We start from the raw sequence: 25,927 nt of genomic DNA, 5'->3' as shown, positions 1-25,927 counted from the left end.
ATGGGCGTCGTCAATCATTTGCCCACGCGGCGCGAGCTTCTGGCCGGCTCCGGCGCACTGTTCGCGTGGAGCCAGATGCCGCGGATCGCGCGTGCCGAAGGTCGAGATCCGCGCCTGCTCGTCATCGTTCTTCGCGGCGCGCTGGACGGCCTCGGCGCCGTCGCGCCGGTCGGCGATCCCGACTGGATCGCCTTGCGCGGCGATCGCGCGCTGGTGCTGGACGGCAAGCCGCCGGCGCTGCCGCTCGACGCCTTCTTCGCGCTCAACCCGGCGATGCCGAACCTGCACCGGCTCTACAAAAGCGGCAAGGCCGCGATCGTCCATGCCACTGCCACGCCCTATCGCGAGCGCTCGCATTTCGATGGCCAGGACGTGCTGGAGAGCGGCTTCACCAAGCCGGGCGCGGCCGCTTCGGGCTGGCTCAATCGCGCGCTGCTCGCGATGGAAGGCGGCGGCCGCGTCGATCCGCGCGGCAGCCGCGCGCTCGGCATCGGCTCGGTGACGCCGCTGGTGGTGCGCGGCGCCGCGCCCGTCATGACCTGGGTGCCGCAAAGGCTCCTGCCGGCGAGCCAGGACACGCAGAGCCGCCTGCTCGATCTCTATCAGCACACCGACCCGAAGCTTGCGACCGTGCTGCAGGCGCGGATGAAGCTGGCCTCGCTCAACGGCGCACCGGGCACCGGCGAAGCGATGCCGGATGATCCGACGCTGGCGCCGCCGGGCATCGCGCGCGTGCGCGCCTATTTCGCGGAAGCCGCCGGCACCGCCGCGCGCTATCTTGCCAAGCAGGACGGTCCGCGCGTCGGCGCCATGGGCTTCGTCGGCTGGGACACGCATATCGCCGAAGGCGCAGCGTCGGGCCAGCTCTATGATCTGCTCGGCGCGCTCGACGGTGCTCTCGCCGCGATCGAAAGCAACATGGGCGAAGCCTGGAAGGAGACGGTCGTTGCCGTCGTCACCGAGTTCGGCCGTACCGCGCGCATCAACGGCACGCAGGGCACCGACCACGGCACCGGCACGGTCGCGTTCCTGATCGGCGGCGGGCTCGCCGGCGGCCGCGTGATCGCGGATTGGCCGGGGTTGAAGCCGGCGCAGCTGCTCGAGGATCGCGACCTCAAGCCGACCACCGACCTGCGCGCCGTGCTGAAGGGCCTGCTGAGAGATCATTTGCGCGTCGAGGAGAACGTGCTGGCTGACGCGGTCTTCCCGGGCAGCGCGGACATCAAGCCGATGGCCGGTCTCGTCGGCTGACGGCGCCGCCCTCGCAACCGGATCGGGTTCATGATGTGCACACTGACACAGGTGGAGCTCGACTTTCTCGCCGGCCTGAAAACCGGCTGGCGGCGGCTCTATCGGCGCGAGCTTGCGCGGCTCCTCAAGGGCGAGGCTGAGGCCAACGGGCCCCAGCCTAATCCGCGCCCGATCGCGTGGCGGGTCGTCTCGGGCTGATTTTTCGCGCCGTTGTCCCGATTCAGGACGCGTCACTGTGGTGGAATCGTCACAGCTGGTGCGAAACGGCGGCGGCCCCACGCCTGCTTTTGTTCCGACAAGGTTCTGCCCTCATTGCCCACCGAAAATCCGCCCCAGTTCGGAGGGGCGTACCATGTCTTGCATTGCACGTGCCGAAACTGCCCGGATTTCCCCCGCAGCCGCATCCCGGCTGCTGCTCGCCATCATCGCTGCCGCTTCGCTCGCCGCCTGCGCGCAATCGCCGGTCGGCCGCCAGAAGGCCGATCTGGCAGGGACCAGCCGACAGGCCGCGGTCGAGCGGCCGCACCGGGTGGCGGCGCTGCATCCAAGGCCGATCAGCCGGGCGCGCGTTCCCGAGGCGCCGGGCGAGGCAAAGCAAGCCTCGCACGGCCTTGCCAGCTTCTATTCGGACACGGAGACGGCGAGCGGCGAGAAGTTCGACCGTAACGAACTGACCGCGGCGCATCCGAGCCTCCCGTTCGGCACCAAGCTGCGCGTCACCGACGTATCCTCGGGCCGCTTCGTCACCGTCAGGGTCAACGACCGCGGGCCCTTCGTCCGCGGCCGCGTGGTGGATATCTCGCCCTCCGCAGCCGAGGCGCTCGGCATGGTCGACAAGGGCATCACCAATGTCCGGCTCGACGTCGTGCAATGAAATGGAGACATCGCGTTCGGCTCGCCGCTTAACCGGCTGTTAGCGGCTTCTCAAGCACCATGCCTGTCCGGAAATTTGGGGCTGTTGGGGAGACGGGCGCTTGAACACGATCCAGTATCTCGAAGATCAGGCCGCGCGCGCCGAGCGGCTCGCCAAACGGATCACGGATACGCTGACGATCGAAAGGCTCCTGGCCTTCGCCGACGAACGCCGCCGCGAGATCGAGGTCATCGCCGGCAAATATCGGCGCGCATAACGCCTGCAAACCATGCTCTGAACGCATTCGTGCTTCCTGTGAAGCGCGGAACTTCTTCCTCTTTCCTGCGTCATATGGGCAGTGAGAGAGAGGAGGACATCATGGGTTTTGGACGAGGTGCTTTGCTCTGGTTGCTTGGCGTGCCGCTGCCGATCGTGCTGCTGCTGGCGTTGTTCTGGCACCACTGAGGTTGACTCCACCAGAATAAAAGCGCCGCGGAAGCGGCGCTTTTATTGCTCGTGCGAAATGGCGTAGCGCTCTCCATGCAGCGCCATTTATGAATGGCTCTCGACGAAGTCGCTGAGATAGTCGGGCAGTGTCACGCCGTCGATATCGCATCGTGTGCGGATCTCGCCGGCGACATCCGTCGAGATGTCCTTCGTCCAATGCTCGAGCGTATTGAACGAAATCACCTTGATGGGATCGTTGAAGCAGCCGGCGACGAGCTCGCCGATCGTGGTGTCGAGATCGCTCCGCTCGACGCGGATCTCCGTCGCGTTGTCGCGGCGGTCGATCACCACGAACAGGGTCTGGTCCGCGCCATAGGGCACGACGGGAGATGACAGGCCAGCTTCAAGCATCTTTTGGGCACTCGCGACTTGGCTTCCGATCTCCGTTAACGGGAAGAACCGGAAGAAAGTTCCTGCGCGTTGCCGTGAAGTGCCCTCAGAGAAATTCCCTCAAGCGCGAGAGCTCGAGGACGTGCTCGGGCGCGAGGATTTCGGTGACGAGCGGAGGTTGCGCGATGGTGCGAATCTCATAGAGGTGCCGGGTTGCCGCCGGCTTGTCCATGAACGCCGAGATGCACGCGTCGAGCGTACCTTCGAGGACCTGGTAGGGCTCACGGTCCGGTTGACGCCGATTGGCCAGCGACGGCCATTTGTTCAGCACCGCAAGCGCACTGAAATCGACCTTTGACTCCGCAACCGCGTCCCCCATCGTCCCGCCTCACGCAAAAAACGCCCCAGCAGGCGGATTTGCGTGCCGGGGCCACACCTGTCGCTGTATCTCAATGCCACAACTTCACAACGCAGCAGCCGGGAAAAGGTTTCCCGGCCGCCTTGTCGCGATCAGCTCGCTGCCGCCGCGATCTTGAAGCCCGGGCTGTCTTCGTCGCCGACGCTGACCTTCGGCGGAAGCCCGGCGAAGCGCCGCAGGGCTTCGGCCATCTGCATCCGGCCCGACACGCCCGTGATCACCACGTCGACCATGGTGAAGGAGGAGTGGAAATGGCCGTGTGCCTTCAACTGCTCGACCGGGACGCCCGCGGCCGACATCGCCTCGGCATAGGCGACGCCTTCGTCGCGTAGCGGATCGAACTCGCAGGTCGCCACGAAGGCGGGCGGCAGCCTTTCGACCTTGCCGCGCAGCGGTGAGACGCGCGGATCGGTGCGGTCGGCCGGCGAGCAATAGAGGTCCCAGAACCAGAACATCAGCGAGCGCGTCAGGAAGTAGCCCGTCGCATTGTCGTTGTAGGAGGGACGGTCGAAGCTGCAGTCGGTGACTGGACAGATCAGGAGCTGGCCGGCGATCTCGGGCCCGCCACGATCGCGCGCGAGCTGGCAGGTGACGGCAGCGACGTTGCCGCCGGCGCTCCAGCCGGCGACCAGCACCGGGCCCGGCCTGCCGCCGAGCTCGCTGGCGTGCTCGGCGACCCAGCGCGTGGCCGCATAGCCGTCTTCGGCCGCGGTCGGGAAGCGATGCTCCGGCGCGTGACGATAGCCGACGCTGACGAACATCATGCCGGTCCGCCGCACCATGTCGCGGCAGAACGGCTCGTCCGACTGCTCGTCGCCGAGCACCCAGCCACCGCCGTGGAAATAGACCACGACCGGATGCGGCCCCGGCGTTGCCGGCTTGTAGACGCGGTAAGGCAGCGCGGCGCCTGCAACGGGCAGTGTGCCGTCGGCGATGTCGCCGATCGGCCGCCCCGCAGGCCGGCTCTTGTTGAACTCGTTCACGAACGCGCGCGCGCCCTCCGCCCCCATCGACTCGATCGGCGGCAGGTTGAGCGTTGCGAGCAGGTTGAGCACCAGCCGCACATCCGGCTGTAGCCGCACCACCTCGCCGTCATTGCATTGCGTGGCGCCATCAGGGCCGGTGAGCTTGAAGCCGAGCATGCCGCGGCTGACCACCTCGTCGCAGATGCTGCGATAGGGGCCGACGCCGCCGGTATAGGGCATCAGGCCCTGCACCTTGCCGGGCACGTTGGCGCCCGTGTACCAGGTGTTGGCGAGCCGGTGCAGCGTCAGCATCGAGCAGTCGGCCATGTGCCTGCTCCAGCCGGCCTGCGCCGTCTCGGTCGGCTCGATCGTGGTAAAGCCGGCATCGCGCAGAGCGGCCAGGCGGTCGACCACCCAGTCGACATGCTGCTCGATCGACACCGCCATGTTGGACAGCACCGAAGGGCTGCCGGGCCCCGTGATCATGAAGAAGTTCGGGAAGCCTTCCACCGTGAGCCCGAGATAGGTCTGCGGCCCCTGCGCCCAGACGTCGGTGAGCGATCTGCCGTCGCGCCCGGTGATCGGATGCACGGCGCGGATCGCGCCGGTCATGGCGTCGAAGCCGGTCGCGAACACGATGACGTCGAGGTCGAAGCTGCGGCTGCTCGTGGAGATGCCGCTTGCGGTGATCGCCTTGATCGGTTCCTGGCGCAGATTGACCAGCGTGACGTTCGGCCGGTTGTAGGTGGCGTAGTAATTGGTGTCGAGGCAGGGGCGTTTTGCGCCGAAGGGATGGTCGTCCGGCATGAGCGCCGCCGCCGTCTCCGGGTCCCTGACCGCAGCGCGGATCTTCTCGCGGATCAGGTCCTGGACGATCTTGTTGCCGTCGACATCGACGGCCTGATCGGCCCAGAGCTGCGTCAGGATGTGGACGAGGTCGCCGGCGGCCCAGGCGCGTTCGAACCGCTCGCGACGCTCGGCATCGCTCAACTGCCAGCTCACGACGGTCTGCTGCGGGTAGGGCACGCCGGCCATCGACTGGCGCGCCTGCTCGCGATAGGCGGCGCGGTCGCTCTTCAGCAGGCTCATGCGGTCCGACGGCGCCGGGCCGTTATGCGCGGGCAGCGCGAAGTTCGGCGTGCGCTGGAACACGGTCAGATGCGCGGCCTGCTCGGCGATCAGCGGGATCGACTGGATCGCCGACGAGCCCGTGCCGATCACGGCGACGCGCTTGCCCTTAAGATCGACGCCGCCATGCGGCCAGCGTCCGGTGAAATAGACCTCGCCCTTGAAATCCTTGACGCCCTCGATCTCCGGCGGCTTCGGCGCCGAGAGGCAGCCGGTGGCCATGATGTAGTGGCGGCAGGAGACGGGCGGTCCGTTGTCGGTGGTGATGAGCCAGCGCTCGGCCTTCTCGTCCCATCGGGCTTCCGTGACCTTGGTCTTGAAGCGGATGTCGCGCCTGAGGTCGTAGCGATCGGCGACGAAGCCGAGATAGCGCAGGATTTCGGGCTGGGTGGCGTATTTCTCCGACCAGGTCCAGGCCGTCTCCAGCTCGGGATCGAACGTGTAGCTGTAGTCGATGGTCTGGATGTCGCAGCGTGCGCCAGGGTAACGGTTCCAGTACCAGGTGCCGCCGACGTCGCCGGCCTCCTCGAGTGCGACGGCCGAGAAGCCGGCCTTGCGCAGGCGATGCAGAAGATAGAGGCCGGAAAATCCGGCGCCGACCACGGCGACGTCGACCTGTTGAGCGGTTCCGTGTTCCTCGGAGGCACGTGTAGCAACCATTGCGTCAGACATCGCATTTCCTCCCGTAAGTTTGTTTTGCCGGCAGGCTATCGCTGCAGGTTCAGCTTGTCATCAGAGCAAGTGCAATCTTCGGTGGTCGTTTGCGGCGGCATCGTGGCCACGTGAATGTCGCGGCGTTGCACGCATCGCGATGCACAATGGCCGTGATCACCCGGGCTAATCATGCCTGATCCGCCTGTGTATGCTTGCGGTTACAAGCCACGCGTAGCGACGAGCGTCATGCCAGAGTTGAGTGAGCGGACCAAAGCGAACATGGACGTCGTCCTGGAGGAGACCTGCCGCCAGCTGCCGCATGGTGGCGATCACGACAGCCGCAAGTTCATCGCCGAGCGCCTGATCGAGGCCGCGCAGGCGGGGCACTCCACGCTCGGCGAGCTCGGCATCGTCGCGCGGCGCGCGCTGGCGGAGATTCTCGCAAAGCGCGGTGAGTGAGCCGTCAGGCTTGCCTCGTGGCGCGCCGCGGACATAACCTCACGGGAAATTCTCCGCGCATCGAAATGCCCAGAAGATGCGATCCCTGCTTGCGCTCATTGCGGCTTCCGCATTGCTCTTGCTCGCCGGCTCGGCCACGGCTCAGCCGGTCGGACAGTTTCCATTCGCGCTGACGCGTGAAGGACAGATGCTCGGCGCCGTCGAGGGCGAGGTGGCGTCCTTCAAGGGCCTCGCTTACGCGGCGCCGCCGGTCGGCGCGTTGCGCTGGCGTCCGCCGCAGCTGGCGCCGGAAAGCTCGGAGATGCACACCGCCTACGAGTACGGCGTGCCCTGTCTTCAGCCGGGCCGGCCAGAGGCGAGCGAGGATTGTCTCACGCTGAACGTGTTCCGCCCCTTCGGGGTCGACGGCCCGCTGCCGGTGATGATGTTCATTCACGGCGGCAGCTTCATCGCCGGCACCGCGAACGAGCCGCTGTTCGACGGTGCAAGGCTTGCGCAGGCCGGCCTCATCGTGGTGACCGCCAATTATCGCCTCGGCGCGCTCGGCTGGCTGGCGGATCCGGCGCTGTCGGAAAGCGGCTCCGGCAATTTCGGCCTGATGGATCAGATCGCCGCGCTGCATTGGGTTCACGACAACATCGCGGCGTTCGGCGGCGATCCCGGGAACGTCACGTTGTTTGGCCGTGACGCCGGCGCGAGGTCGATCGCGCTTCTGATGCTGTGTGCGCAAGCGCGTGGTTTGTTCCAGAAGGCCATTCTGCAATCGATCCCCGCGCGCGCCCGGTTGCGATCGGCGCAGGAGGCGGAGACTATCGGCCGGCAGTTCGTGGCGGTGCTGGGATCGCCGGCGGATGTGCGCGCCGTCGAGCCGCGACGCCTGCTTGCCGCCGAAATCCGACTTCTGGAGACATCGCGGCGCAGCTTCGCGCCGATGCTGGATGGAAGTCTGGTGACCGAGGACGTTGCCGCGGGTTTTGCGGCCGGACATCAAAGCCGCATTCCCCTGATCATCGGCTCGAACGACGACGAGACCGGTTTCGACACCGAGCTCGACGTCAAGGAGGAAGTTGCGTCGTCGGGCATCGCGAGCGATGAGCTGCGCAAGCTTTATCCCGACCTCGCCAGGCCTTCCGACCTTGCGGCGCGGCTCTATACCGACAAGGTCTTTTCCGAGCCCGCTCGATTGCTGGCCCGTCTGCACGCCGCAACCGGCGCGGCAACCTTCCGCTATCGCTTCGCCTATGTGCCCGAGGCCCGGCGCGCAAACCCCGAGGGCGGGCGCGGGCAGGAGCTGCAGTTCATCTTCGGCGTGGAGGGGGTGCTGGGTGCAGGTATCTTCTCGCGCGGCGATCGCGAGGTCGCAGGCCGCATCCGCTCCTATTGGATCAACTTCGCCCGGAGCGGCGATCCCAACGGCCCTGATCTGCCGCGCTGGGATGGAGCCGCAAGCCGCGATCGTCTGCTGCTGATCACGAACGATCGCATCACGAGCGGCGACGATCCCCTCGCGGAGCGTCTCGACCGGCTCGCGCGCTAGCGCGAGGAGAGTGAAGCGGAGTTACGCCGCGAGCTCGACCCGGGGAGCCGGCGTCAGCCGGTCTTCCTCCAGATAGTCCACCGCGCCGTCCTTCTCGACGGCGTAGAACTGCTGGCCTTCGCGCGACTTGAAGGCGGCGCGGACGATGCCGCGGCGGCCCTTGTCACTGTTGACGACGTCCCCCAGCGCAAACTTCCTCATCTCACGTCTCACTTGTCTTCAGGCCGACTGCTTCGGCCACGGCCCGATTTTGGGCGGCAAATCGTTAACGACTTGCTAACCATGCCGGTTTGCCTATGCTCGCCGCCGGTCGCGCGGGAACTGGCGCGCCTGTTGCCGACGAGACGAGCCCCATGACGCGATTTCCGACCCTGTTTCTGTCGCATGGCGGCGGCCCCTGGCCGTTCATGGAGGACAGGCGGGTGCAATATGCCCGGACCGCCGAGGAGTTCGGCCGGTTGCCGCAGCTGCTCCCCGAACGGCCGAAGGCGGTGCTCGTCATCACCGGTCATTGGGAGGCCGATGCCTTCACCGTGTCGACCTCGGCGCATCCGCCGATGGTGTACGACTATTACGGTTTCCCCGAGCATACCTACCACCTCAAATATCCGGCGCCGGGAAAGCCCGAGCTCGCCGCGCAAGTGAAGGCGCTGCTGACGCGTGCCGGTGTCGATTGCCGGGAAGATCCCAATCAGGGATTTGATCACGGCACCTTCGTGCCGCTCGGCCTGATGTATCCGAACGCCGACATGCCGATCGTGCTGCTGTCGCTGAAGTCTGCCTACGATGCGGCCGAGCACATCAAGGTCGGCGAGGCGATCGCCTCGCTCCGCGACGAGGGCATTCTGATCGTCGGCAGCGGGCTGACCTATCACAACATGCGCGGCTTCAACCGGCCGGAGTCGAGGCCGGTCTCCTACGATTTCGAGGCCTATCTGAACGAGGCGATCAGCAACCCGGATCCGGCCCGCCGCAATGCGATGCTGGTGGATTGGGAGACCGCACCGAGCGCGCGCCTCGCGCATCCCCGCGAGGACCATCTGCTGCCGCTGATGGTGGCCGCCGGCGCCGCCGGCAGCGACACGGGCAGGCGCGTCTTCGTCGACGAGGTCGCAAATGTTGCGATGGCGTCGTATGTGTTTGGCGGTCAGGCGTAAATCGCGCGATCGCCGGCGATTGCGGTCTACGACGAGATCGCGTCGATCCGTTTCGTCGTATCCGTTCCCAGCAATTGCTCATAGCGGGCCCGGACGGCGGCGTAACATTCGCATGTGCCTTCCTCCAGTCCCTCGGCATCCAGGATCCTGATCTTGCCGCGCGCGTATCGGATGAGGCCGGCCGCCTGCAGCGTGCGCGCCACCACGGTCACGCTCGAGCGCCGAACGCCCAGCATCTGCCCGAGATATTCCTGCGTGAACTGGAGCTGGTCGCTGCCGGATAGATCGCGCGCGCGCAGCAGCCAGCGACAGAGCCGGGCCTGGACGCTGTGCGAGGCGAAGCACGCTGCGGACTGCTGGGCCTGGGCGTAGACGGCCTGCTCGTGCCGCATCAAGAGAGCCAGCAGCCTGGGGCTCTGCAGTGCGGCTGTCTTCAGGGCGTCGATATTGCAGACGACGATGTTTCCGCCGAGTTGAACGATGCCGCGGCAGAGCGACATCCGCCCGTCCAGCGCGGCGGCGGCGCCGACGACGCCGTCGATGCCGACCATCGCGGTCTCGATCATCTCGCCGGTCGAGAGAGTGACGACGAGCGAGATGACTGCGCCGGCGGGAAAGTAGACGGAGCGGATTTCCTGATCGGCTTCGAACAGCAGGGAGTGCTGCTCGAAGGCGACTGTCTTCAAATGTGGCTCGAGAATCTTGAGATCGGCTTCGGAAAGCTGCCTCAATAAGAGGTTCTTCATTTGTCGCTCCCGGGGACAGGCGGGAGCGCAAAGAACTCTCAGCTATCGGTGCCTCATGCGGATATCCGATAATGCGACGACAGTAAGAGCTGTACCGCACATAGCGAGTCTTTATTTCACTGTGTCAAATTTTGACATAAGAGACGCGGGCGTGCCGTCGCAAAACGTCAGCAGGGCTCGCCCTTGTTTGCGGTCAGACAAGCAGAGGCGACGGCCTCACATGTCTCGGCGAGCAGCCGGATGCGATACAGCGGCTCCCGTCTCGAGCCCAGAAGCTCGATGCGCCATTCGGCATTTTCCTTGAGCCCGCAGCCGCGGGCGAGATCCCCGAACACTTTGGTCGTTTCTGCCCACGCCGATTTCACGTCCGCGATCTCGGCCAGATGCTCGATCGTGCCGCCGTCGCAGTTGGTAATCCGGAAATAGTGGTTGGGCATGATGCGCTCCGAGCGGCAGCGAGGGATATATCGCTTACTCCAACCGGGCCCGCCGAATTATGTCCGGTAACGCACATAGCGACCTTGGGCGCGTGCGCCGGCAAAAGCAAGTGAATTCGGGCGGACGATTCGAGATTGTTGCCCGCAGTAGTTGAGTCGTGACATAGAGGTGTTGGTGCGCGTCGATCATCCGCACGCAATCGTGCATATCAAGGCATTTCCGGCAATTTCTCCTGGTTCGTCGTCGCGCTATGGTTGTGATCGTTGCGGCATGAATTTCCGAAGAATTGGATGGTGTCACCAGATCCGTTTCAGAACGCCTTTCTCAAGTCGCTTGACCCGGCCGACTTCGCGGCCATTCGCGGGCATCTGAAGGCTGTCGAGCTTCGGGAAGGGGCCTCGCTGATCGAGCTTGGCCGGACCGTCGTGTGGGCCCATCTTCCGCTCACAGCGGTCGTGTCTCTCGTTGTCGAGCTCGAAGCAGGAGAACGGATCGAAGTGGCGCTGGTCGGCCCCGACAGCATCCTTGGCACCTTCGGCGTATTGGGCGAACCCGTGGCACTGGTTCACGCCGTCGTGCTGGTGCCCGGTGCGGCCTTGTTGATCGAGGCTGCCCGCCTGCGTGCTCTCGCCCAGCAGAGTGCGGCGTTTCGAGACAACCTGATGCGTCACAGCCAGGCGCTGTTCGTTCAGGCCCAGCAATCCGTGGGCTGCAATGCATCACATACCGTCGAAGCGCGACTGGCGCGATGGCTCCTGCGGGTTCGGGATCTGTCGGGCCGCGATCGCTTCAAGCTCACGCAGGAATTGATGGCCGAGATGATCGGCGTCCGCCGAAACAGCGTCTCGTTCGTCGCCCACGCTCTTCAGCAGGCCAACATCATTCGGTTCAGCCGCGGTCACATCGAGATCATCAACGTTGCCGAGCTCAACAGGGCGACCTGCGAATGCTATCGCGCGGTGAAGCTGCAATACAAGCGACTTGGTCTTTCGACCGGCGAAGAGCCGGGGGCATGACCAAGCTCAGCCGTATCTGAGCTTCATCACCAGGATGCCGCCGGCGAGCAGCATGGTGACGGCGTTCGAGGCGATCAGCGGGGCATCGCCTGATAGCAGGCCATAGATCAGCCAGAGCGCCAGACCCAGCACCATGACCAGGAACATGCCGAGCGAGATGTCGCCGGTGGAGCGGGTCTTCCACACCTTGATGGCCTGCGGAGCGTAGGCCACGGTGGTGCAGGTGGCGGCGGCAAAGCCGATCAGCTTGATCAATAACGGATCCATGCCGGCTCTATACCATGGATTCGACGTAGGTCATGCCTCAGGCGCGGGCCGCCACCAGGTTGCGGTACAGCGCCGCATACTCGCCGGCGCGGCCGCGCCAGGAGACGTCGGTCGCAAGGCCGTTTCGTTGCAGGCGCCGCCAGGCCGGCTTGTCGTGGAAGGCGGTGTTGGCCTTGCGCAAGCTGCCGGCGAGCGCATCCGCGGTCACGGGGGCGAACTTGAAACCGGTGGCATCGCGGCCGGAGGAATCGGCCTCGTCGACATCGACGATGGTGTCCTCGAGCCCGCCGACGCGCGAGACGATCGGGATGGCGGCGTAGCGTAGCGCGCAGAGCTGGGTCAGGCCGCAGGGCTCGAAGCGCGACGGCACGATCAACGCGTCCGATCCGGCCTGGAGCAGATGCGCCAGAATCTCGTCATAGCCGATCACGACGCCGATCCGGCCGGGATTGGCGCGGGCGGCGGCCTGATAGCGCTCCTGGAGATCGCGGTCGCCGCTGCCGAGCAGTGCCAGCTGCATGCCTTCGCCCAAGATGGTCGGAATGGCCTCGAGCAGCAGATCGAGCCCCTTCTGCCACGACAGCCGGCTGATGACGCCGAGCAGCGGCGCCTCGTCCGAGGAATCGAGGTTGAATTGCTGCTGCAGCACCGCCTTGTTCGCGGCCCGGAACGCGAGGTCCTCCGCGCCGTAGCGGTAGGCGATGTGGGCGTCGGTTTGCGGATTCCACACGCCGGTGTCGATGCCGTTGAGGATGCCGCTCAGCACGCTTGCGCGTTGGCGCAACAGGCCGCCGAAGCCCATGCCGCCTTCGTCGCTCTGGATCTCCCGGGCGTAGGTCGGCGATACCGTGGTGATGCGATCGGCGAATTGCAGGCCGGCCTTCAGGAAGCTGATGCCGCCGAAATACTCCAGGCCGTGGACGTCGAACGAGCTCCAGGGCAGGCCGATCGATCCGATCAGCTCGCGCGCGAACTTGCCCTGATAGGCCATGTTGTGGATGGTCATCACGGTGGCAGGCCGCGGGCGATTGTCATAGTGCAGATAGGCCGGCGCGAGCCCGGCCTGCCAATCATGGGCGTGCACGATTTCGGGCACGAAGGCCGGGACGAGGCCGTGGCCGATGTCGGCCGCGACGCGCGACAGCGCCGCAAAGCGCAGGCCATTGTCCGGCCAGTCGACGCCCTCGGTGGTGACGTAGGGATTGCCCGGCCGCGCATAGAGATGCGGCACGTCGAGCACGAACAGGTCGAGCCCGTCATGGGAGCCGGCGAGCAGCCGTCCGGGACCGCCGAAATAATCCGGCCAGGTCCGGATCTCCGCCGTGCCGGAGACCAGCCGCATCACGTCGGGATAGCCCGGCATCAAGGTGCGCATCTCGACGCCATGCGCCTTCAGCGCGATCGGCAGCGCGCCGGCGACATCGGCGAGGCCGCCGGTCTTGACGATGGGATAGACTTCGGAAGCGACCGCGAGGACGCGAACAGGCGTCATCTATTGAGCCCGTCGATCATCGGCTGGGTGATCAGCGAAATGCCCTGCTCGGTGGTGCGGAAGCGCTTTGCATCGAGTTCGGGGTCTTCGCCGATGACGAGACCCTCGGGGATCTCCACGCCGCGGTCGATCACGACGTTCTTCAGCCGCGCGCCACGGCCGACATTCACGTAAGGCATGATCACGGCGTTCTCGACATTGGCATAGGAGTTGATGCGCACCCCGGTGAACAGCAGCGAGCGGCGCAGCGAGGCGCCGGAGATGATGCAGCCGCCCGAGACCAGCGAGCTGACGGCCTGGCCGCGCCGGCTTTCCTCGTCGTGGACGAACTTGGCGGGCGGGGTGATCTCCGAATAGGACCAGATCGGCCAGGCGCGGTCGAACAGATCGAGCTCCGGCACCACGTCGGTGAGGTCGATGTTGGCCGCCCAATAGGCATCGACGGTGCCGACGTCGCGCCAATAGGAGCGGGGGTCGCTGCCGGAGCGGACGCAGGAGGTCGAGAATTGATGCGCGATGGCGCGGCCGTTCTTGACGAGGTACGGAATGATGTCCCTGCCGAAATCGTGGTTCGAGTTCGGATCCTCGGCGTCGCGCTTCAGCTGGTCGAACAGGAGTTTGGCGTCGAAGACGTAGATGCCCATGCTGGCGAGCGAGACGTCCGGCTTGCCCGGCATCGGCGGCGGATCTTTCGGCTTCTCCAGGAACTCCTGAATCCAGCCGTTCTCGTCGATATGCATGATGCCGAAGCCGGAAGATTCTTGGCGCGGCATCTCCAGGCAGCCGACGGTGACGTCGGCGCCGCTCTCGACGTGCTGGCGCAGCATCACCTCGTAGTCCATTTTATAGATGTGATCGCCGGCCAGCACCACGATGAAGCGGCAGGCGTGGGATTCGATGATGTCGATGTTCTGGTAGATCGCATCCGCCGTGCCGACGTACCACATGTTCTCGGAGACGCGCTGGCTCGCCGGGAGAATGTCGAAACTCTCGTTGCGCTCGGGGCGGAAGAAGTTCCAGCCCATCTGAAGATGCCGGATCAGGCTGTGCGCCTTGTACTGGGTCGCGACCGCGATGCGGCGGATGCCGGAGTTGACCGCGTTGGACAGCGCGAAATCGATGATGCGGGATTTTCCGCCGAAATAGACGGCCGGCTTGGCGCGCCGGTCCGTCAGCTCCAGAAGCCGGCTGCCGCGCCCGCCTGCCAGGACGAACGCCAGCGCCTGACGGGCGAGCGGCTCATTACCGACGGCACTCATGTCATCCTCCCACTCACGCCCGGCGCAAGCCGAGGCTATTCGTCGCGAGAAGCCCCGCGCCCTTGGAACCGATAGTAACGGTACGCATAGTAAATCGTGAAGTCCGTTGTTGGTTGCGAAGGTGGGAAGCTTAATGGCCTTGCCTTGGTCGCCGCGCGCCGGAATGCGCCGAGGCCGTGCGGGGCGGAGCCGGCGGGCCGACCAGCCCGCACGCCGGCGGCCGTCTCGCGGCAAGCGGCACTTGTGCGCTGCACGCAAATGCAGACTTTGACTTGGCGCAAGGATGCCCGATCATGATGCTGCGATCCTTCTACAAACAAGACGTCAGACAGGAGTAAGGCGATGAGGATCTGGAAAACGGCAATTGCCTGTTCGTTCGCCGGCGTGGTCTTCGCCGGCCAAATTCAACAGGCGGCAGCGGCCCCGCTGCCGACCAACGTCGCGACCCTGAAGGCCGCGGTCGGTGACGACGTCAAGCAAGTGCACTGGCGCGGTGGTGGCTGGGGCTTGGGCATCGGCGGTCTTGCGGCCGGCATGATCATCGGCGGCGCCATCGCCAGCGGCGCGCCGTATGGCTATTATGGCGGACCGTATTACGGCGGCTACGGCTACGGATATCCGGGCTACGGCTATGGTTATGCCCCCGCTTATTACGGCGGCTATTACGCACCGGTCTATGCCTATCCCCGCTACTACCGGCCGTATCGTCCGTACTACCGCTATGGCTACTACCGGCCGTACCGCGTCTATCACCGGCACTATCATCGCCGATATTGGTGAGCGCCTCGCGCGGCTAGAGCGAGAGCCAGACGATCAGGCTCATGCAGGCGAAATGCATGAGCAGGATCGCGGCGAGATGCAGCGGGCCGGCCTTGGGGCGAGGCCTGCACATCGCGCCGCCCCCCCCCGCGCTAATTCGATCCCGCGGCCGCAGCCGTGAAGCTGCGGTCGACGGCTTTGCTGACGTCGAGCTTTTTCGGCAGGATACCGTAGCGGGTCGAGCGGTCCGAGGCTTCCTGCAACTCCTTGACCACGTTCTCGTCGATCACGATCGGACTGGTGTGCTGTGCGGTGTAGGCCGACCGCAATACGTCTTCCGGCAGCTTGGTCAGTTCGGCCGTGTTCCTGGCGTACTCGGCAACATGATCCAGCGACCATAGCCGGGCCTTGTTGAGCCGCTGCACCAGATCCTGCACCGCCGCGCGCTTGGTGGCGATGGCGTTGTCGGAGGCGACGATGAAGGTGATGGTCGGCGTCAGGCCCTCGCCGTCGGCGATTACGCGGGCCTTGTCCTTCAGCGTGGCGAACGACACGTAGGGCTCCCACACCGCCCAGGCGTCGATGGAGCCCGCGACCAGCGCGATCTTGGCGTCCACCGGGCCGAGCGGAGCGAAGGTCGCATCCTCCAGCTTGATCTGCGCCTTCTCCAACGTCGCATCGATCAGGAACTGGCCCCAGCCGCCGCGCGTGCCGGCGAGGCGTTTGCCTTTGAGGTCGGCCGCCGATTTGATCGGCGAATCCTGCCGCACCAGAATGGCCTGTGTCTTCGCATCCGAGCGCGTGCCGCCGATCGCCTTGATCGGCGCGCCTGCCGCATAGACCGAGAGAAAGGAGAGGTCGCCGGTGTAGCCGACGTCGAGCGCGCCGGCGTTGAGTGCTTCCAGGATCGGTGCCGCCGCGGGGAATTCCGACCATTCGATCCTGTAGGGCAGGTCCTTCGCATAGCCCGAGATTTCGAGCAGCGAACGGTTGCCGCCCTTCTGGTCGCCGACGCGCAGCACGATCGTGTCGGCCGCGAGCGATGCGGCCGCGGTCGAGAGCGTGATGGCGGCGGCGAGCAGCGATGCGGCGAGCCGGCGCGTGATGGAATGATCGTGGGAGTTGATGCTCATGTCTTGCTTGATCTGTCTTCTTGTCCAGCTCACGACGCGTGAGCGAGCGATGCAGCGAGACGACCAAGTCTATGACCGCGCGATGCGCAGTCAATGAAATGGCCGCCCGTATTGCGCGCGCGTTCGGCAAGGACGTTTCAACGAAGCGCCGCTTTCAAGGATGTGCCGTGCGCGCCACCCGTTCTGCACGGAGGTGAAGCAGGATGCGGGCTGCAAGCGCACGTCTGCCGCGCGATGCATCGGCGAAAATCGTTTCGTCGTTCCCGCGCATGTCGATGGAGAGAATGACTTCGCTTCGCGTCACATTCGAAATTCCATTTCATTGACGATACGACGGGCGCGCCGCATGATTTGCGCATCGCATCAACGCGGCGCGACGCCGCCGCCGGAACAATTTTCTCTCAACGCAGCTCCGCACGGAACATGCGCAACGTGAACCGTTGTGCAACCAGCGGAGCCGTGCCAGCGCAGGAGCGGGGACGAATGACCAGTGACGACAAGCGCGGAAGATCGAGGCTCGATCGGCGCCATCTGCTCCAGGGCGGCCTTGCGGCGGCCTTCGCCGCGCCGCTCGGCGCGCTGGGCGCACAGGCCTTCGTGCCGCGCGGGATTGCGACTGGCGTCGACTTCTCGGAATTTCCGCTGTGCCGGACCGCGTCCGACGCGCCCGCGTTCAGCGGCGCGCCGCGCAAGCTGAAGCTGTCGTGGAATGCCGGCGCGGTGTGCCTGGCGCCGGTGCCGGTCGCCATCGAGCACGGCTTCTTCCAGAAGCACAATCTCGACGTCGAGCTCGTCAATTATTCCGGCTCCACCGACCAGTTGCTCGAGGCCATCGCAACGGGCAAGAGCGACGCCGGCCTCGGCATGGCGCTGCGCTGGCTGAAGCCGCTGGAGCAGGGCTTTGACGTCAAGATCGCCGCCGGCACCCATGGCGGCTGCATGCGCGTGCTGTCGCGCACCGACTCCGGCGTTGCCAGGCTCGCCGATCTCAAGGGCAAGATCGTCGCGGTCGGCGATCTCGCCGGCCCCGACAAGAACTTCTTCTCGATCCAGCTCGCCAAGCTCGGCATCGACCCGGTCAAGGACGTCGACTGGCGCGCCTATCCCGGCAATCTCCTCAACGTCGCCGTGGAGAAGGGCGAAGTGCAGGCGTTCCTGTCCTCCGATCCGCTCGCCTATCTCTGGCTCAAGGATACCCAGTACAAGGAAGTCGCCTCCAATCTCGATGGCGAATACCGCGAGAAAAGCTGCTGCATCCTCGGCCTGCGCGGCAGCCTGGTGCGCGAAGAGCCTCAGGTCGCGCGTGCCATCACCCAGGCGCTGCTCGATGCCGCGATGTTCACCGCGCAGAATGCAACGATTGCGGCAAAGTCTTTCCAGCCCTACGCGCCGAAGGCGGCCACGCTCGCCGACATCGAGGGCATGGTGCGCTACCACACCCACCATCATCATCCCGTCGGCGACGTGCTGAAGCGCGAGCTGAAGGCCTATGCCGACGATCTCAAGAGCGTGCAGGTCTTCAAGCCGAGCACCGACACGGCCAAATTCGCGGAGCGCATCTATGTCGACGTATTCGCTGTCTGACGGCCTCGCCTCCGGTGCGCCGCGCGTCTCACGCGTGCCGCTGCTCACCGCCTGGGTGAAGGACTCCGGCGCCGGCGTGCTCGCCAGCGTCGCCTGGATCGCCTTCGGCCTGTCCTGCCTGTGGTGGGCGGATGTCGGCGACTGGTCGCGCACGCGTTCGCTCGGCATTGCTGCCTTCGTCATCGCGGCCGTCGCGCTGTTCGGCACCGTCGGTGCCGACTATCTGGGTTCGGCCGGCAAGGCGCTGCATAAGCGGGCACCGTGGCTGGTCGCGCTCGGTGCGTTCCTGACGGTTTGGGAGCTTGCGACCGCGAAATTCGCCTGGCTGCCGCTGCCGTTCTTTCCGCCGCCGCAGGCGATCATCGAGGTCTATACCGACGATCTGCCAAAACTGCTCGACAGCGTGTTCGCGTCCGTGAAGCTGCAGCTCGGCGGCTATCTGATCGGCGCGGCGGTCGGCTTCCTGACCGGCGTCTCGATCGGCTGGTCGCGCGCGGTCGGCTATTGGGTGCATCCCGTGCTGCGCTTCATCGGCCCGTTGCCGGCGACGGCCTGGCTGCCGATCGCCTTTTTCACCTTCCCGTCGAGCTGGAGCGCCTCGACCTTCCTGATTGCGCTTGCGACCGGCTTTCCCGTCACGGTGCTGACCTGGTCCGGTGTCGCGAGCGTCAGCAAGGCCTATTACGACGTCGCGCGCACGCTCGGCGCAAAGCCGTCCTTCCTGGTGCTGAAGGTCGCGATCCCCGCCGCGCTGCCGCACGTCTTCGTCGGCCTGTTCATGGGGCTCGGCTCGTCCTTTGCCGTGCTCGTCGTCGCCGAGATGATCGGCGTCAAGGCCGGTCTCGGCTGGTACCTGCAATGGGCGCAGGGCTGGGCCGCCTATTCCAACATGTATGCGGCGCTGATCGTGATGTCGCTGCTCTGCTCCGGCGCGATCACGCTGCTGTTTGCGATCCGCGACCGCCTGCTGGTCTGGCAGAAGGGAACCGTGAAATGGTAGCCACCGCCCTCGCTGAAGCCGTGACGCATCCCGCGGCCGGCGCCGCGCTCGACATCGAGCAGGTCAGCCACGCCTTCGACATCGACGGCGCGGAGCTGCCCGTCCTCAGCGATGTCAGCATTTCCGTCGAGCCCGGCGAGTTCGTCGCGCTGCTCGGTCCCTCCGGCTGCGGCAAGTCGACCTTGCTGCGTCTGGTCGCCGGCCTCGACAAGCCGAAGGCGGGGCGCCTGCGGGAAGACGACAGCCGCATCACGCGGCCGCATCCGTCGCGCGTCGTCGTGTTTCAGGATCCGACCTTGTTTCCCTGGCGGTCGGTCTGGGACAACGTCGCCCTGGGCCTCGAGGCCCAGGGTATTCTGAAGAGCCAGCGTCAGCGCGTCGACGACGCGCTCGACCTCGTCGGGCTGTCGTCGTTCCGCCACGCCTATCCGCACCAGCTCTCGGGCGGCATGGCGCAGCGCGTCGCGCTGGCGCGGGCGCTGGTCAACGATCCCAGGATCCTGATCCTCGACGAACCCCTGGGAAAACTGGACTCGCTGACCCGCATCACCATGCAGGCCGAGATCGTCGCGCTCTGGCAGCGCAAGGGCTTTACCACGCTGCTGGTGACGCACGACGCCGAGGAAGCCCTGGTGCTCGCCAACCGCGTCATCGTGTTCAGCGACCGGCCGGCCCGCGTGAAGGCCGACATCCGCGTCGACCGGCCCTATCCGCGCCATCGCGGCGATCCTTATCTTGCCGATCTGCGCCGCCAGATCCTCGGCCTGCTCGGACTGGACGCGACATGGTGACCTCGATCGCCAAGGGACGCCCGGCGCATCACGAACCGGACTATGTCGCCCGCGCCGAGGCGTTGGCCGAAATGTTTGCCGCGCGCGCGGCCGAGCACGACCGCAACGGCAGCTTTCCTTTCGCGAGTTTTCGCGATCTCTCCGAAGCCGGCCTGTTGTCGTTGACCGTACCGGCGGCCCATGGCGGCGCCGGCGCTGGCGCGCAATACGCCGCGCGAATCATCGGCATCCTCGGCAAGGCCGATCCCTCGACCGCGCTGGTGCTCTCGATGCACTATATCAATCATCTCGTGATGGCGCGCAGCCCGACCTGGCCGGCGCGGCTGGCGCGCAAGCTGGCGCGCGAGAGCGTGGAGGGCCTTGCGCTCATCAATGCGCTGCGTGTCGAACCGGAATTAGGTTCGCCCGCGCGGGGCGGTCTGCCGGCGACGATCGCGCGCCGCACAGAGACCGGCTGGCGCCTCTCCGGCCACAAGATCTATTCGACGGGCTCGCCGATCCTGAAATGGTACCTCGTCTGGGCACGGACCGACGAGGCCGAGCCGCGCGTCGGCCAGTTCCTGGTGCCGGCGGGCCTGCCGGGCACGCGTGTCGTCGAGACCTGGGACCATCACGGCCTGCGCGCCAGCGGCAGTCACGACGTGATCTTCGAGGACGTCGTGATCCCGCTGGAGTCCGAAGTCGATCTGCGCAGGCCCGCGGACTGGCGCGGCCCCGATGCGACGCAGGCGACCGTCCACACGGTCTTCGTCGCCGCGATCTATGACGGCGTCGCCCGCGCCGCGCGCGATTGGCTGATCGCGTTCCTGAAGCAGCGCGTCCCCGCCAGCCTCGGCGCACCGCTCGCGACCCTGGCCCGTGCGCAGGAGATCCTGGGTGCGATCGAGGTGCGGCTTGCGGTCAACGCTCGGTTGATCGCCTCCTTTGCCCGCGATTTCGACGATGGTGTCGAGCTTTCCGCAGGCGAGTCCAATGTCATCAAGCTGACGGCGACCAACAACGCCGTCGCCGTGGTCGAGGACGCGCTGTCGCTGAGCGGCAATCATGGCCTCAGCCGGACCAATCCACTGGAGCGGCATTATCGCGACGTGCTGTGCGGGCGCGTGCACACGCCGCAGGACGATTCCACGCGCATCGGCCTCGGCCGCGCCGCGCTCGGGCTTTAACGGTTCAACAGGGAGACGATCATGTCGATCGAGTTCATCGGCTTCATCAGCAACAACAATTCGTCGGAGACCATCGTTCGCGAAGGTCCGGTCCTCAATCCCACCCATATCGAGACGGTGGCGAAGGCGCATGAGAATGCCGGCTTCGACCGGGCGCTGCTGGCATTCCATTCGACGACGCCAGACTCGCTCCAGGTCGCGCAGCACGTGCTGAGCCACACCGAGAGGCTCAACGTGCTGATCGCGCAGCGGCCGGGCTTCACCGCGCCGACGCTGTTGGCGCGCCAGTTCGCCGTGCTCGACCAGCTTTCCCGCGGCCGCGTCGCGCTCCACGTCATCACCGGCGGCAATGCCACCGAGCTCCGGCAGGACGGCAACACGCTCGACGACAAGGACGAGCGCTACGCCCGCACTTCCGAATTCCTCGACGTGCTCAAGCTGGAATGGAGCAGCGACAAGCCGTTCTCCTACAAGGGCCGGTACTACCAGGTCGAGAATGCCTTCTCGCAGGTGAAGCCGTATCGGCCCGAAGGCATCCGCGTTTATTTCGGCGGCGCTTCGGACGCGGCGATCGACGTCGCCGGCAAGCACGCCGACACCTTTGCGCTGTGGGGCGAGTCCTATTCCCAGGTGCGCGACATCACCTCGCGCGTGCATAACGCGGCAGTGAGGCAGGGGCGGCCGACGCCGCGCTTCAGCCTGTCGGTGCGGCCGATCATTGCCCCGACCGAGAAGCAGGCCTGGGAGAAGGCGGAGGAGATCCTGGCGCGCGCCACTGCGCTGCAGGACAAGACCGGCTACCGCAAGCCCGCTGATGGCCATGCCACGGCCGGCGCACGGCGCCTGCTCGCGCTCGCCGATCAGGGCAGCCGCATCGACAAGCGGCTGTGGACCGAGATCGCAAAGCTCACCGGCGCCAATAGCAACACCACGGCGCTGGTCGGCACGCCCGAGCAGGTCGCCGAGGTCTTCGGCGACTATTACGACCTCGGCATCAGCCATTTCCTGATCCGCGGCTTCGATCCGCTGATCGACGCCATCGAATATGGCCGCGAACTGATCCCGCTGACGCGCGAGCTGATCGCGAGGCGTCAGGCCGTGCGCGGCGAGGCGGCAGAATGATCCGCCTCATGCTGGCCGGCGCGCTGCTGTTCGGCTCGCTTGAACCGGCGGCAGCGCAGACCACCCTGCGCGTCGGCGACCAGAAGGGCAATGCGCAGGCCGTGATGGAAGCGGCCGGCGTGCTCAAGGACGTGCCGTACAAGATCGAATGGAAGGAGTTTCCGGCGGCCGCCCCGTTGCTGGAGGCGCTGAGCGCGGGCGCGATCGAGACCGGGCTCGTCGGCGATGCGCCCTTCACCTTCGCCGCCGCCTCCGGCGCGCCGGTGAAGGCGATCGCCGCGATCCGGCAGACCCGCGAAGGACTAGCCATCCTCGTGCCCGAGACGTCGCCGATCAGGAGCTTTGCCGACCTCCGCGGCAAGAAGATCGCAACCGGCCGCGGTTCGATCGGTCACCAGCTGATCCTCGCCGCGCTCGAGAAGAACGGCTGGGCTGCGTCCGACGTGCAAATCGCGTTCTTGGCCCCCTCGGACGCCAAGCTCGCCTACACGCAAGGCTCGGTCGACGCGTGGTCGACCTGGGAGCCGTATGTGAGCCAGGAGGAGTGCTGTTCAAGTCGCGCCGCATCATCACCTCGGAAGGCCTGACCCCTGGCCTCAGCTTCCAGGTCGCGCGGCCGGATGCGATCCGCGACAAGCGCGCGGAGCTGACCGACTTCATTCGTCGTCTCACCGTGGCGCGGGCGTGGTCGCTGAACAATGTCGACAGCTATGCCGCGACCTGGGGCAGGCTGATGAACATCCCGACTGCCGTGCCGATCAACTGGCTGTCGCGTGCAAAAATCCGCATCGCGCCGATCGACGACGGTGTCGTGGCGGACGAGCAAGCCACGATCGACCTCTATTTCCGCTGGGGCCTGATCAAGCAGAAGCTGGATGCGGCCGAAATCGTCGACCGCTCCTTTGCGGATGCGATTGCGAAGGCGGGGCTGTAATCTCTACGCGCGCTCTCGTGTCCTGGACGCGGGTTTTCCCCTCTCCCCTTGTGGGAGAGGGTGGCTCGCCGCGATAGCGGCGAGACGGGTGAGGGGTTCTCTCCGCGTGCGAACCTCTCACAATTGAATTTGCGGATGGATACCCCTCATCCGGCGCTTCGCGCCACCTTCTCCCACAAGGGGAGAAGGAAGAAACGCTCTCACGGACGCTTCAAGGACTCGTGAGAGAAGAGGAGGTTTCCAGCGCAATCGCCTTCCTCAAAACGTTCTTTCTGTATCTGGCCCTACCGACAACATCCCTATTGCTATTTGCTCGATCTCCCTTGCACCGCGCCCCCTGCCGTCAAAAATCAATCCGACGACCACATCGGGAGACCGGCCATGGGCCTGCAAGAAACAAGAATCGAGTCGCTTCCCTTCGTCATCGCCGAACTCAATTATCTCGCGCCGACAACGGCCAAGCCGCGCACTTACGCCTTCGATCCTCCGCCCGGCGAGCCCAAGAGCACGTCGCTGCCGGAGCCGCACCAGGTGCCGATCTTCGACGCGCGACTGATCGCGCACAATTTCTCGCTCGATCGCGAGGGCTTTGCGCTGGTGCGTCATCCGACCCGGGTGAAGGATTTCTACGACGAGGAAGAGGTGAGGGCGGTCTACTATCCCGCCGTCGAGGCGTTCCTGCGCGCCACGCTGAAGGCCGATCGCGTCGTCATCTTCGACCACACCGTGCGCAAGCGTGTCGAGGGCGCGCCGGATATCCGCGGCGGCGGCCCGCGCCAGCCGGCGACGCGCGTCCATGTCGACCAGACCGTCGTCTCCGGCGCCAATCGCGTCCGCGAGCATCTGCCGGACGAAGCGGAGGAGCTGCTGAAGGGCCGCGTGCAGGTGATCAACCTGTGGCGGCCGATCCGCGGTCCCCTGCGCGACTCGCCGCTGGCGATGACCGACGGCACGACAGTGGCGCCCGAGGATCTCGTCGCCACCGACCTGATCTATCCCAACCGCCGCGGCGAGACCTATTCGGTGAAATACAATCCGAACCATCGCTGGTTCTATGTCCCGGAAATGACGCCGGACGAGGCACTGCTGCTCAAATGCTATGATTCCGCAACCGATGGCCGCACCCGCTTCGGGCCGCATACCGCGTTCGTCGACCCGACCACCCCGGCCGACGCGGCGCCGCGCGAGAGCGTCGAAGTGCGCACGCTGGTGTTCCACAAACAGTAACAATGTGTGATGGCACTGCCGGGCATCACCCGGCAGTGTTCCCGGAACTTCCGGGAACAACGCGACGTTTGCAGCGCGGGGCAGGGCGAACCGGGAGCGGTACCGTGCGAGCGCATTCGACGTTGTTGCTTTGTCTTACCGCCTCATCTGTTGCTCTCATTTCAGTTGCAAATGCCGAAAGCGGGCTGGCCTCGTATTACGGGTACGGGAAAGGCAAAGGCGCAGAGCTGACCTGTGCTCACCGCACGCGCCCGTTTGGCAGCGTGCTCACGGTGTCCTATGGCGGGCGCTCGATTCAATGCCGCGTCAACGATCGCGGTCCCTTCATCCGCGGCCGGATCGTCGATCTTTCCGTTCCCGCAGCCCGGGCGCTGGGCATGATGAGCGCGGGCGTGGTGCGGGTCTCGGTGGAATAGGCCTCCAAGCGCGCTATAGTGCCGCCCAAAGTTTGGGTGAGGGGCGCTATGGCCAGGATCAGGGTCGGACTCGTCGGCTGCGGCTTTGTGTCGGAGCTGCATATGTATGCGTTCCGACGCGTCTATGGCGTCGACGTCGAGGTTGCGGCGGTCGCCGCGCGCGGCGATCGCGTCGTCGAATTCGCGCGGCATCACGGCATTCCGCGCGTCTATCGCAGCTTCACCGATCTGATCGCGGACCGCGAGCTCGACGTCGTCGACATCTGCACCCCGCCCAATCTCCATGCGGAGATGATTGTCGGTGCGATGCAGGCCGGCAAGCATGTGATCTGCGAAAAGCCGTTCGCCGGCTATTTCGGCCGCGAAGGCGACGCGCAGCCGATCGGCAAGCACGTGCCGAAGGCGCTGATGTATGAGCGCGTGATCGAGGAGATGGACAAGACGCGCGCCGCGATCGAGCGCACCGGAAAACTCTTCATGTACGCGGAGGACTGGATCTACGCGCCGGCGGTCACCAAGACCGCGGAGATCATCAAGGCGACGAAAGACAAGATCCTGTTCATGAAGGGCGAGGAGAGTCATTCCGGCTCGCATGCTGCGCATGCGGCGCAATGGGCGATGACCGGCGGCGGCTCGCTGATCCGCATGGGCTGCCATCCGCTCTCGGCCGTGCTGTATCTGAAGCAGGTCGAGGCCAAGGCGCGCGGCGAGACCATCCGGGTCGCCAGCGTCACCGGCGACGTCGGCAACGTCACCGCCGCGCTCAAGCCCGAGGAGCGCAGCTACATCAAGGCCAATCCGCTCGACGTCGAGGATTGGGGCACGCTCACCGCCACCTTCTCGGACGGCACCAAGGCGACCGTGTTCTCCGGCGACATGATCATGGGCGGCGTGCGCAACCTGATCGAGACGTATACGAGCGGCGGCTCGCTGTTCGCCAACATCACGCCGAACAATCATCTGATGAGCTACCAGACCTCCGAAGAGAAGCTCGCGTCCGTCTACATCACCGAGAAGGTCGACCGCAAAACCGGCTGGCAATATGTCTGCCTCGAGGAGGAGTGGACGCGCGGCTATCTGCAGGAGATCCAGGACTTCATGGAATGCGTGGCCACCGGCCGCCAGCCGCTGTCGGATCTCGCGCTGGCCTACGAGACGATCAAGGTGAACTACGCCGGCTATTGGGCGGCGGAGGAGGGGCGGAGGGTGGTGTTGTAGGGAGAGGGCTCGCCTACCCTCCCCTGGAGGGGCAGGGGAATCGCATGTGGTTTTGAGGGTGGTATTGCGCGGTCCAGCGATATGGATTCTGAAGAGGACT

General features: G+C 65.7%; 28 protein-coding genes and 1 pseudogene. 19 read left to right on the top strand and 10 right to left on the bottom strand.

Annotated features, from left to right (window positions below; translation table 11 throughout):
- The 5 genes from UNPF46_RS01460 to UNPF46_RS37250 all read left to right on the top strand — a co-directional run bounded on the left by UNPF46_RS01460 (position 1) and on the right by UNPF46_RS37250 (position 2,569).
- Positions 1–1,251 (top strand): DUF1501 domain-containing protein, encoded by a 1,251-nt coding sequence (locus tag UNPF46_RS01460; protein ID WP_142248794.1) that lies wholly within the window; start codon positions 1–3, stop codon positions 1,249–1,251.
- Positions 1,252–1,281: 30 nt separating this feature from the next.
- A complete protein-coding gene (locus UNPF46_RS37260; protein WP_181769725.1) occupies positions 1,282–1,449 on the top strand; it encodes a hypothetical protein in 168 nt (55 codons plus the stop codon).
- A 154-nt stretch (positions 1,450–1,603) separates the two neighbouring features.
- Entirely contained in the window at positions 1,604–2,125 is a 522-nt protein-coding gene (locus UNPF46_RS01455; RefSeq protein WP_142248793.1) for a septal ring lytic transglycosylase RlpA family protein, read from the top strand.
- A 100-nt stretch (positions 2,126–2,225) separates the two neighbouring features.
- Complete coding sequence (locus tag UNPF46_RS37255; protein WP_174718673.1) at positions 2,226–2,381, top strand: hypothetical protein; 156 nt, start codon at positions 2,226–2,228, stop codon at positions 2,379–2,381.
- A 29-nt stretch (positions 2,382–2,410) separates the two neighbouring features.
- On the top strand, positions 2,411–2,569 hold the full coding sequence (locus UNPF46_RS37250) for a hypothetical protein (RefSeq protein ID WP_161497172.1): 159 nt from the start codon (positions 2,411–2,413) through the stop codon (positions 2,567–2,569).
- Between the two features lie 87 nt (positions 2,570–2,656).
- On the opposite strand, the gene UNPF46_RS01450 is transcribed toward UNPF46_RS37250, so the two are convergent.
- The 3 genes from UNPF46_RS01450 to UNPF46_RS01440 all read right to left on the bottom strand — a co-directional run bounded on the left by UNPF46_RS01450 (position 2,657) and on the right by UNPF46_RS01440 (position 6,124).
- A complete protein-coding gene (locus tag UNPF46_RS01450) occupies positions 2,657–2,962 on the bottom strand; it encodes a hypothetical protein (RefSeq protein ID WP_100174574.1) in 306 nt (101 codons plus the stop codon).
- Between the two features lie 85 nt (positions 2,963–3,047).
- On the bottom strand, positions 3,048–3,320 hold the full coding sequence (locus tag UNPF46_RS01445; protein WP_100174573.1) for a hypothetical protein: 273 nt from the start codon (positions 3,318–3,320) through the stop codon (positions 3,048–3,050).
- Positions 3,321–3,451: 131 nt separating this feature from the next.
- Positions 3,452–6,124: a flavin-containing monooxygenase gene (locus tag UNPF46_RS01440; protein WP_142248792.1), complete on the bottom strand. Its 2,673-nt coding sequence runs from the start codon at positions 6,122–6,124 to the stop codon at positions 3,452–3,454.
- A gap of 228 nt (positions 6,125–6,352) precedes the next feature.
- Between UNPF46_RS01440 and UNPF46_RS01435 the strand changes: the two genes are divergently transcribed.
- A complete protein-coding gene (locus UNPF46_RS01435; RefSeq protein ID WP_128918757.1) occupies positions 6,353–6,565 on the top strand; it encodes a hypothetical protein in 213 nt (70 codons plus the stop codon).
- A gap of 76 nt (positions 6,566–6,641) precedes the next feature.
- Positions 6,642–8,102: a carboxylesterase/lipase family protein gene (locus UNPF46_RS01430; RefSeq protein ID WP_142248790.1), complete on the top strand. Its 1,461-nt coding sequence runs from the start codon at positions 6,642–6,644 to the stop codon at positions 8,100–8,102.
- A gap of 21 nt (positions 8,103–8,123) precedes the next feature.
- On the opposite strand, the gene UNPF46_RS01425 is transcribed toward UNPF46_RS01430, so the two are convergent.
- The gene (locus UNPF46_RS01425; protein WP_097665084.1) at positions 8,124–8,303 is read right to left on the bottom strand and encodes a hypothetical protein; all 180 of its coding nucleotides are present in this window, start codon (positions 8,301–8,303) and stop codon (positions 8,124–8,126) included.
- Positions 8,304–8,455: 152 nt separating this feature from the next.
- Here UNPF46_RS01425 and UNPF46_RS01420 point away from each other — a divergent pair, with 152 nt between their 5' ends.
- Positions 8,456–9,259 (top strand): DODA-type extradiol aromatic ring-opening family dioxygenase, encoded by an 804-nt coding sequence (locus UNPF46_RS01420; protein ID WP_142248789.1) that lies wholly within the window; start codon positions 8,456–8,458, stop codon positions 9,257–9,259.
- Positions 9,260–9,285: 26 nt separating this feature from the next.
- Here the strand turns inward: UNPF46_RS01420 and UNPF46_RS01415 are convergent, their stop codons facing one another.
- Together UNPF46_RS01415 and UNPF46_RS01410 are read right to left on the bottom strand one after the other, a co-directional pair.
- A complete protein-coding gene (locus tag UNPF46_RS01415; RefSeq protein ID WP_142248788.1) occupies positions 9,286–10,005 on the bottom strand; it encodes a Crp/Fnr family transcriptional regulator in 720 nt (239 codons plus the stop codon).
- A gap of 167 nt (positions 10,006–10,172) precedes the next feature.
- Entirely contained in the window at positions 10,173–10,442 is a 270-nt protein-coding gene (locus tag UNPF46_RS01410) for a hypothetical protein (RefSeq protein ID WP_142248787.1), read from the bottom strand.
- A gap of 291 nt (positions 10,443–10,733) precedes the next feature.
- Between UNPF46_RS01410 and UNPF46_RS01405 the strand changes: the two genes are divergently transcribed.
- Complete coding sequence (locus UNPF46_RS01405) at positions 10,734–11,459, top strand: Crp/Fnr family transcriptional regulator (RefSeq protein WP_100180889.1); 726 nt, start codon at positions 10,734–10,736, stop codon at positions 11,457–11,459.
- A 6-nt stretch (positions 11,460–11,465) separates the two neighbouring features.
- Here the strand turns inward: UNPF46_RS01405 and UNPF46_RS01400 are convergent, their stop codons facing one another.
- Genes UNPF46_RS01400 through glgC form a run of 3 tightly spaced genes read right to left on the bottom strand, consistent with a single transcriptional unit; the run spans position 11,466 to position 14,477 of the window.
- Entirely contained in the window at positions 11,466–11,726 is a 261-nt protein-coding gene (locus UNPF46_RS01400) for a SemiSWEET transporter (protein ID WP_100174567.1), read from the bottom strand.
- A 37-nt stretch (positions 11,727–11,763) separates the two neighbouring features.
- A complete protein-coding gene (gene glgA, locus UNPF46_RS01395; RefSeq protein ID WP_142248786.1) occupies positions 11,764–13,218 on the bottom strand; it encodes a glycogen synthase GlgA in 1,455 nt (484 codons plus the stop codon).
- Positions 13,215–14,477: a glucose-1-phosphate adenylyltransferase gene (gene glgC, locus UNPF46_RS01390; protein ID WP_100174565.1), complete on the bottom strand. Its 1,263-nt coding sequence runs from the start codon at positions 14,475–14,477 to the stop codon at positions 13,215–13,217. The genes glgA and glgC overlap by 4 nt, the downstream gene beginning before the upstream one ends.
- A 342-nt stretch (positions 14,478–14,819) precedes the next feature.
- On the opposite strand from glgC, the gene UNPF46_RS01385 reads away from it, so the two are divergent.
- Entirely contained in the window at positions 14,820–15,257 is a 438-nt protein-coding gene (locus UNPF46_RS01385) for a hypothetical protein (protein WP_142248785.1), read from the top strand.
- Positions 15,258–15,388: 131 nt separating this feature from the next.
- On the opposite strand, the gene UNPF46_RS01380 is transcribed toward UNPF46_RS01385, so the two are convergent.
- Positions 15,389–16,369 carry an ABC transporter substrate-binding protein gene (locus UNPF46_RS01380; protein ID WP_142248784.1) on the bottom strand — a complete coding sequence of 327 codons (981 nt, stop codon included), beginning with the start codon at positions 16,367–16,369 and terminating at the stop codon, positions 15,389–15,391.
- A gap of 483 nt (positions 16,370–16,852) precedes the next feature.
- Here UNPF46_RS01380 and UNPF46_RS01375 point away from each other — a divergent pair, with 483 nt between their 5' ends.
- From UNPF46_RS01375 to UNPF46_RS01335, 9 genes and pseudogenes are all read left to right on the top strand, one after another.
- Entirely contained in the window at positions 16,853–17,953 is a 1,101-nt protein-coding gene (locus UNPF46_RS01375; protein WP_100174562.1) for an ABC transporter substrate-binding protein, read from the top strand.
- Entirely contained in the window at positions 17,931–18,953 is a 1,023-nt protein-coding gene (locus tag UNPF46_RS01370; protein ID WP_142248783.1) for an ABC transporter permease, read from the top strand. Before UNPF46_RS01375 ends, UNPF46_RS01370 begins: the two co-directional genes overlap by 23 nt.
- Complete coding sequence (locus UNPF46_RS01365; RefSeq protein WP_100174560.1) at positions 18,947–19,744, top strand: ABC transporter ATP-binding protein; 798 nt, start codon at positions 18,947–18,949, stop codon at positions 19,742–19,744. The genes UNPF46_RS01370 and UNPF46_RS01365 overlap by 7 nt, the downstream gene beginning before the upstream one ends.
- Positions 19,738–20,910 (top strand): acyl-CoA dehydrogenase family protein, encoded by a 1,173-nt coding sequence (locus tag UNPF46_RS01360; RefSeq protein ID WP_142248782.1) that lies wholly within the window; start codon positions 19,738–19,740, stop codon positions 20,908–20,910. The genes UNPF46_RS01365 and UNPF46_RS01360 overlap by 7 nt, the downstream gene beginning before the upstream one ends.
- Positions 20,911–20,931: 21 nt before the next feature.
- Positions 20,932–22,032, top strand: coding sequence for an LLM class flavin-dependent oxidoreductase (locus UNPF46_RS01355; RefSeq protein ID WP_142248781.1), 1,101 nt, complete (start codon positions 20,932–20,934; stop codon positions 22,030–22,032).
- A pseudogene (locus tag UNPF46_RS01350) lies at positions 22,029–22,966 on the top strand (ABC transporter substrate-binding protein). Before UNPF46_RS01355 ends, UNPF46_RS01350 begins: the two are co-directional and overlap by 4 nt.
- Positions 22,967–23,347: 381 nt before the next feature.
- A complete protein-coding gene (locus UNPF46_RS01345) occupies positions 23,348–24,193 on the top strand; it encodes a CmcJ/NvfI family oxidoreductase (RefSeq protein ID WP_142248780.1) in 846 nt (281 codons plus the stop codon).
- 104 nt (positions 24,194–24,297) lie between these two features.
- Positions 24,298–24,609, top strand: coding sequence for a septal ring lytic transglycosylase RlpA family protein (locus tag UNPF46_RS01340; RefSeq protein WP_100174555.1), 312 nt, complete (start codon positions 24,298–24,300; stop codon positions 24,607–24,609).
- Between the two features lie 48 nt (positions 24,610–24,657).
- Positions 24,658–25,827: a Gfo/Idh/MocA family protein gene (locus tag UNPF46_RS01335; RefSeq protein WP_142248779.1), complete on the top strand. Its 1,170-nt coding sequence runs from the start codon at positions 24,658–24,660 to the stop codon at positions 25,825–25,827.
- The last annotated feature ends 100 nt before the right edge of the window (positions 25,828–25,927 follow it).

Origin of the sequence: Bradyrhizobium sp. UNPF46 (assembly GCF_006658625.1) — a bacterium.
GTDB classification, from domain to species: Bacteria; Pseudomonadota; Alphaproteobacteria; order Rhizobiales; family Xanthobacteraceae; genus Bradyrhizobium; species Bradyrhizobium nitroreducens.
This window is presented reverse-complemented; position numbering and strand designations above follow the sequence as displayed.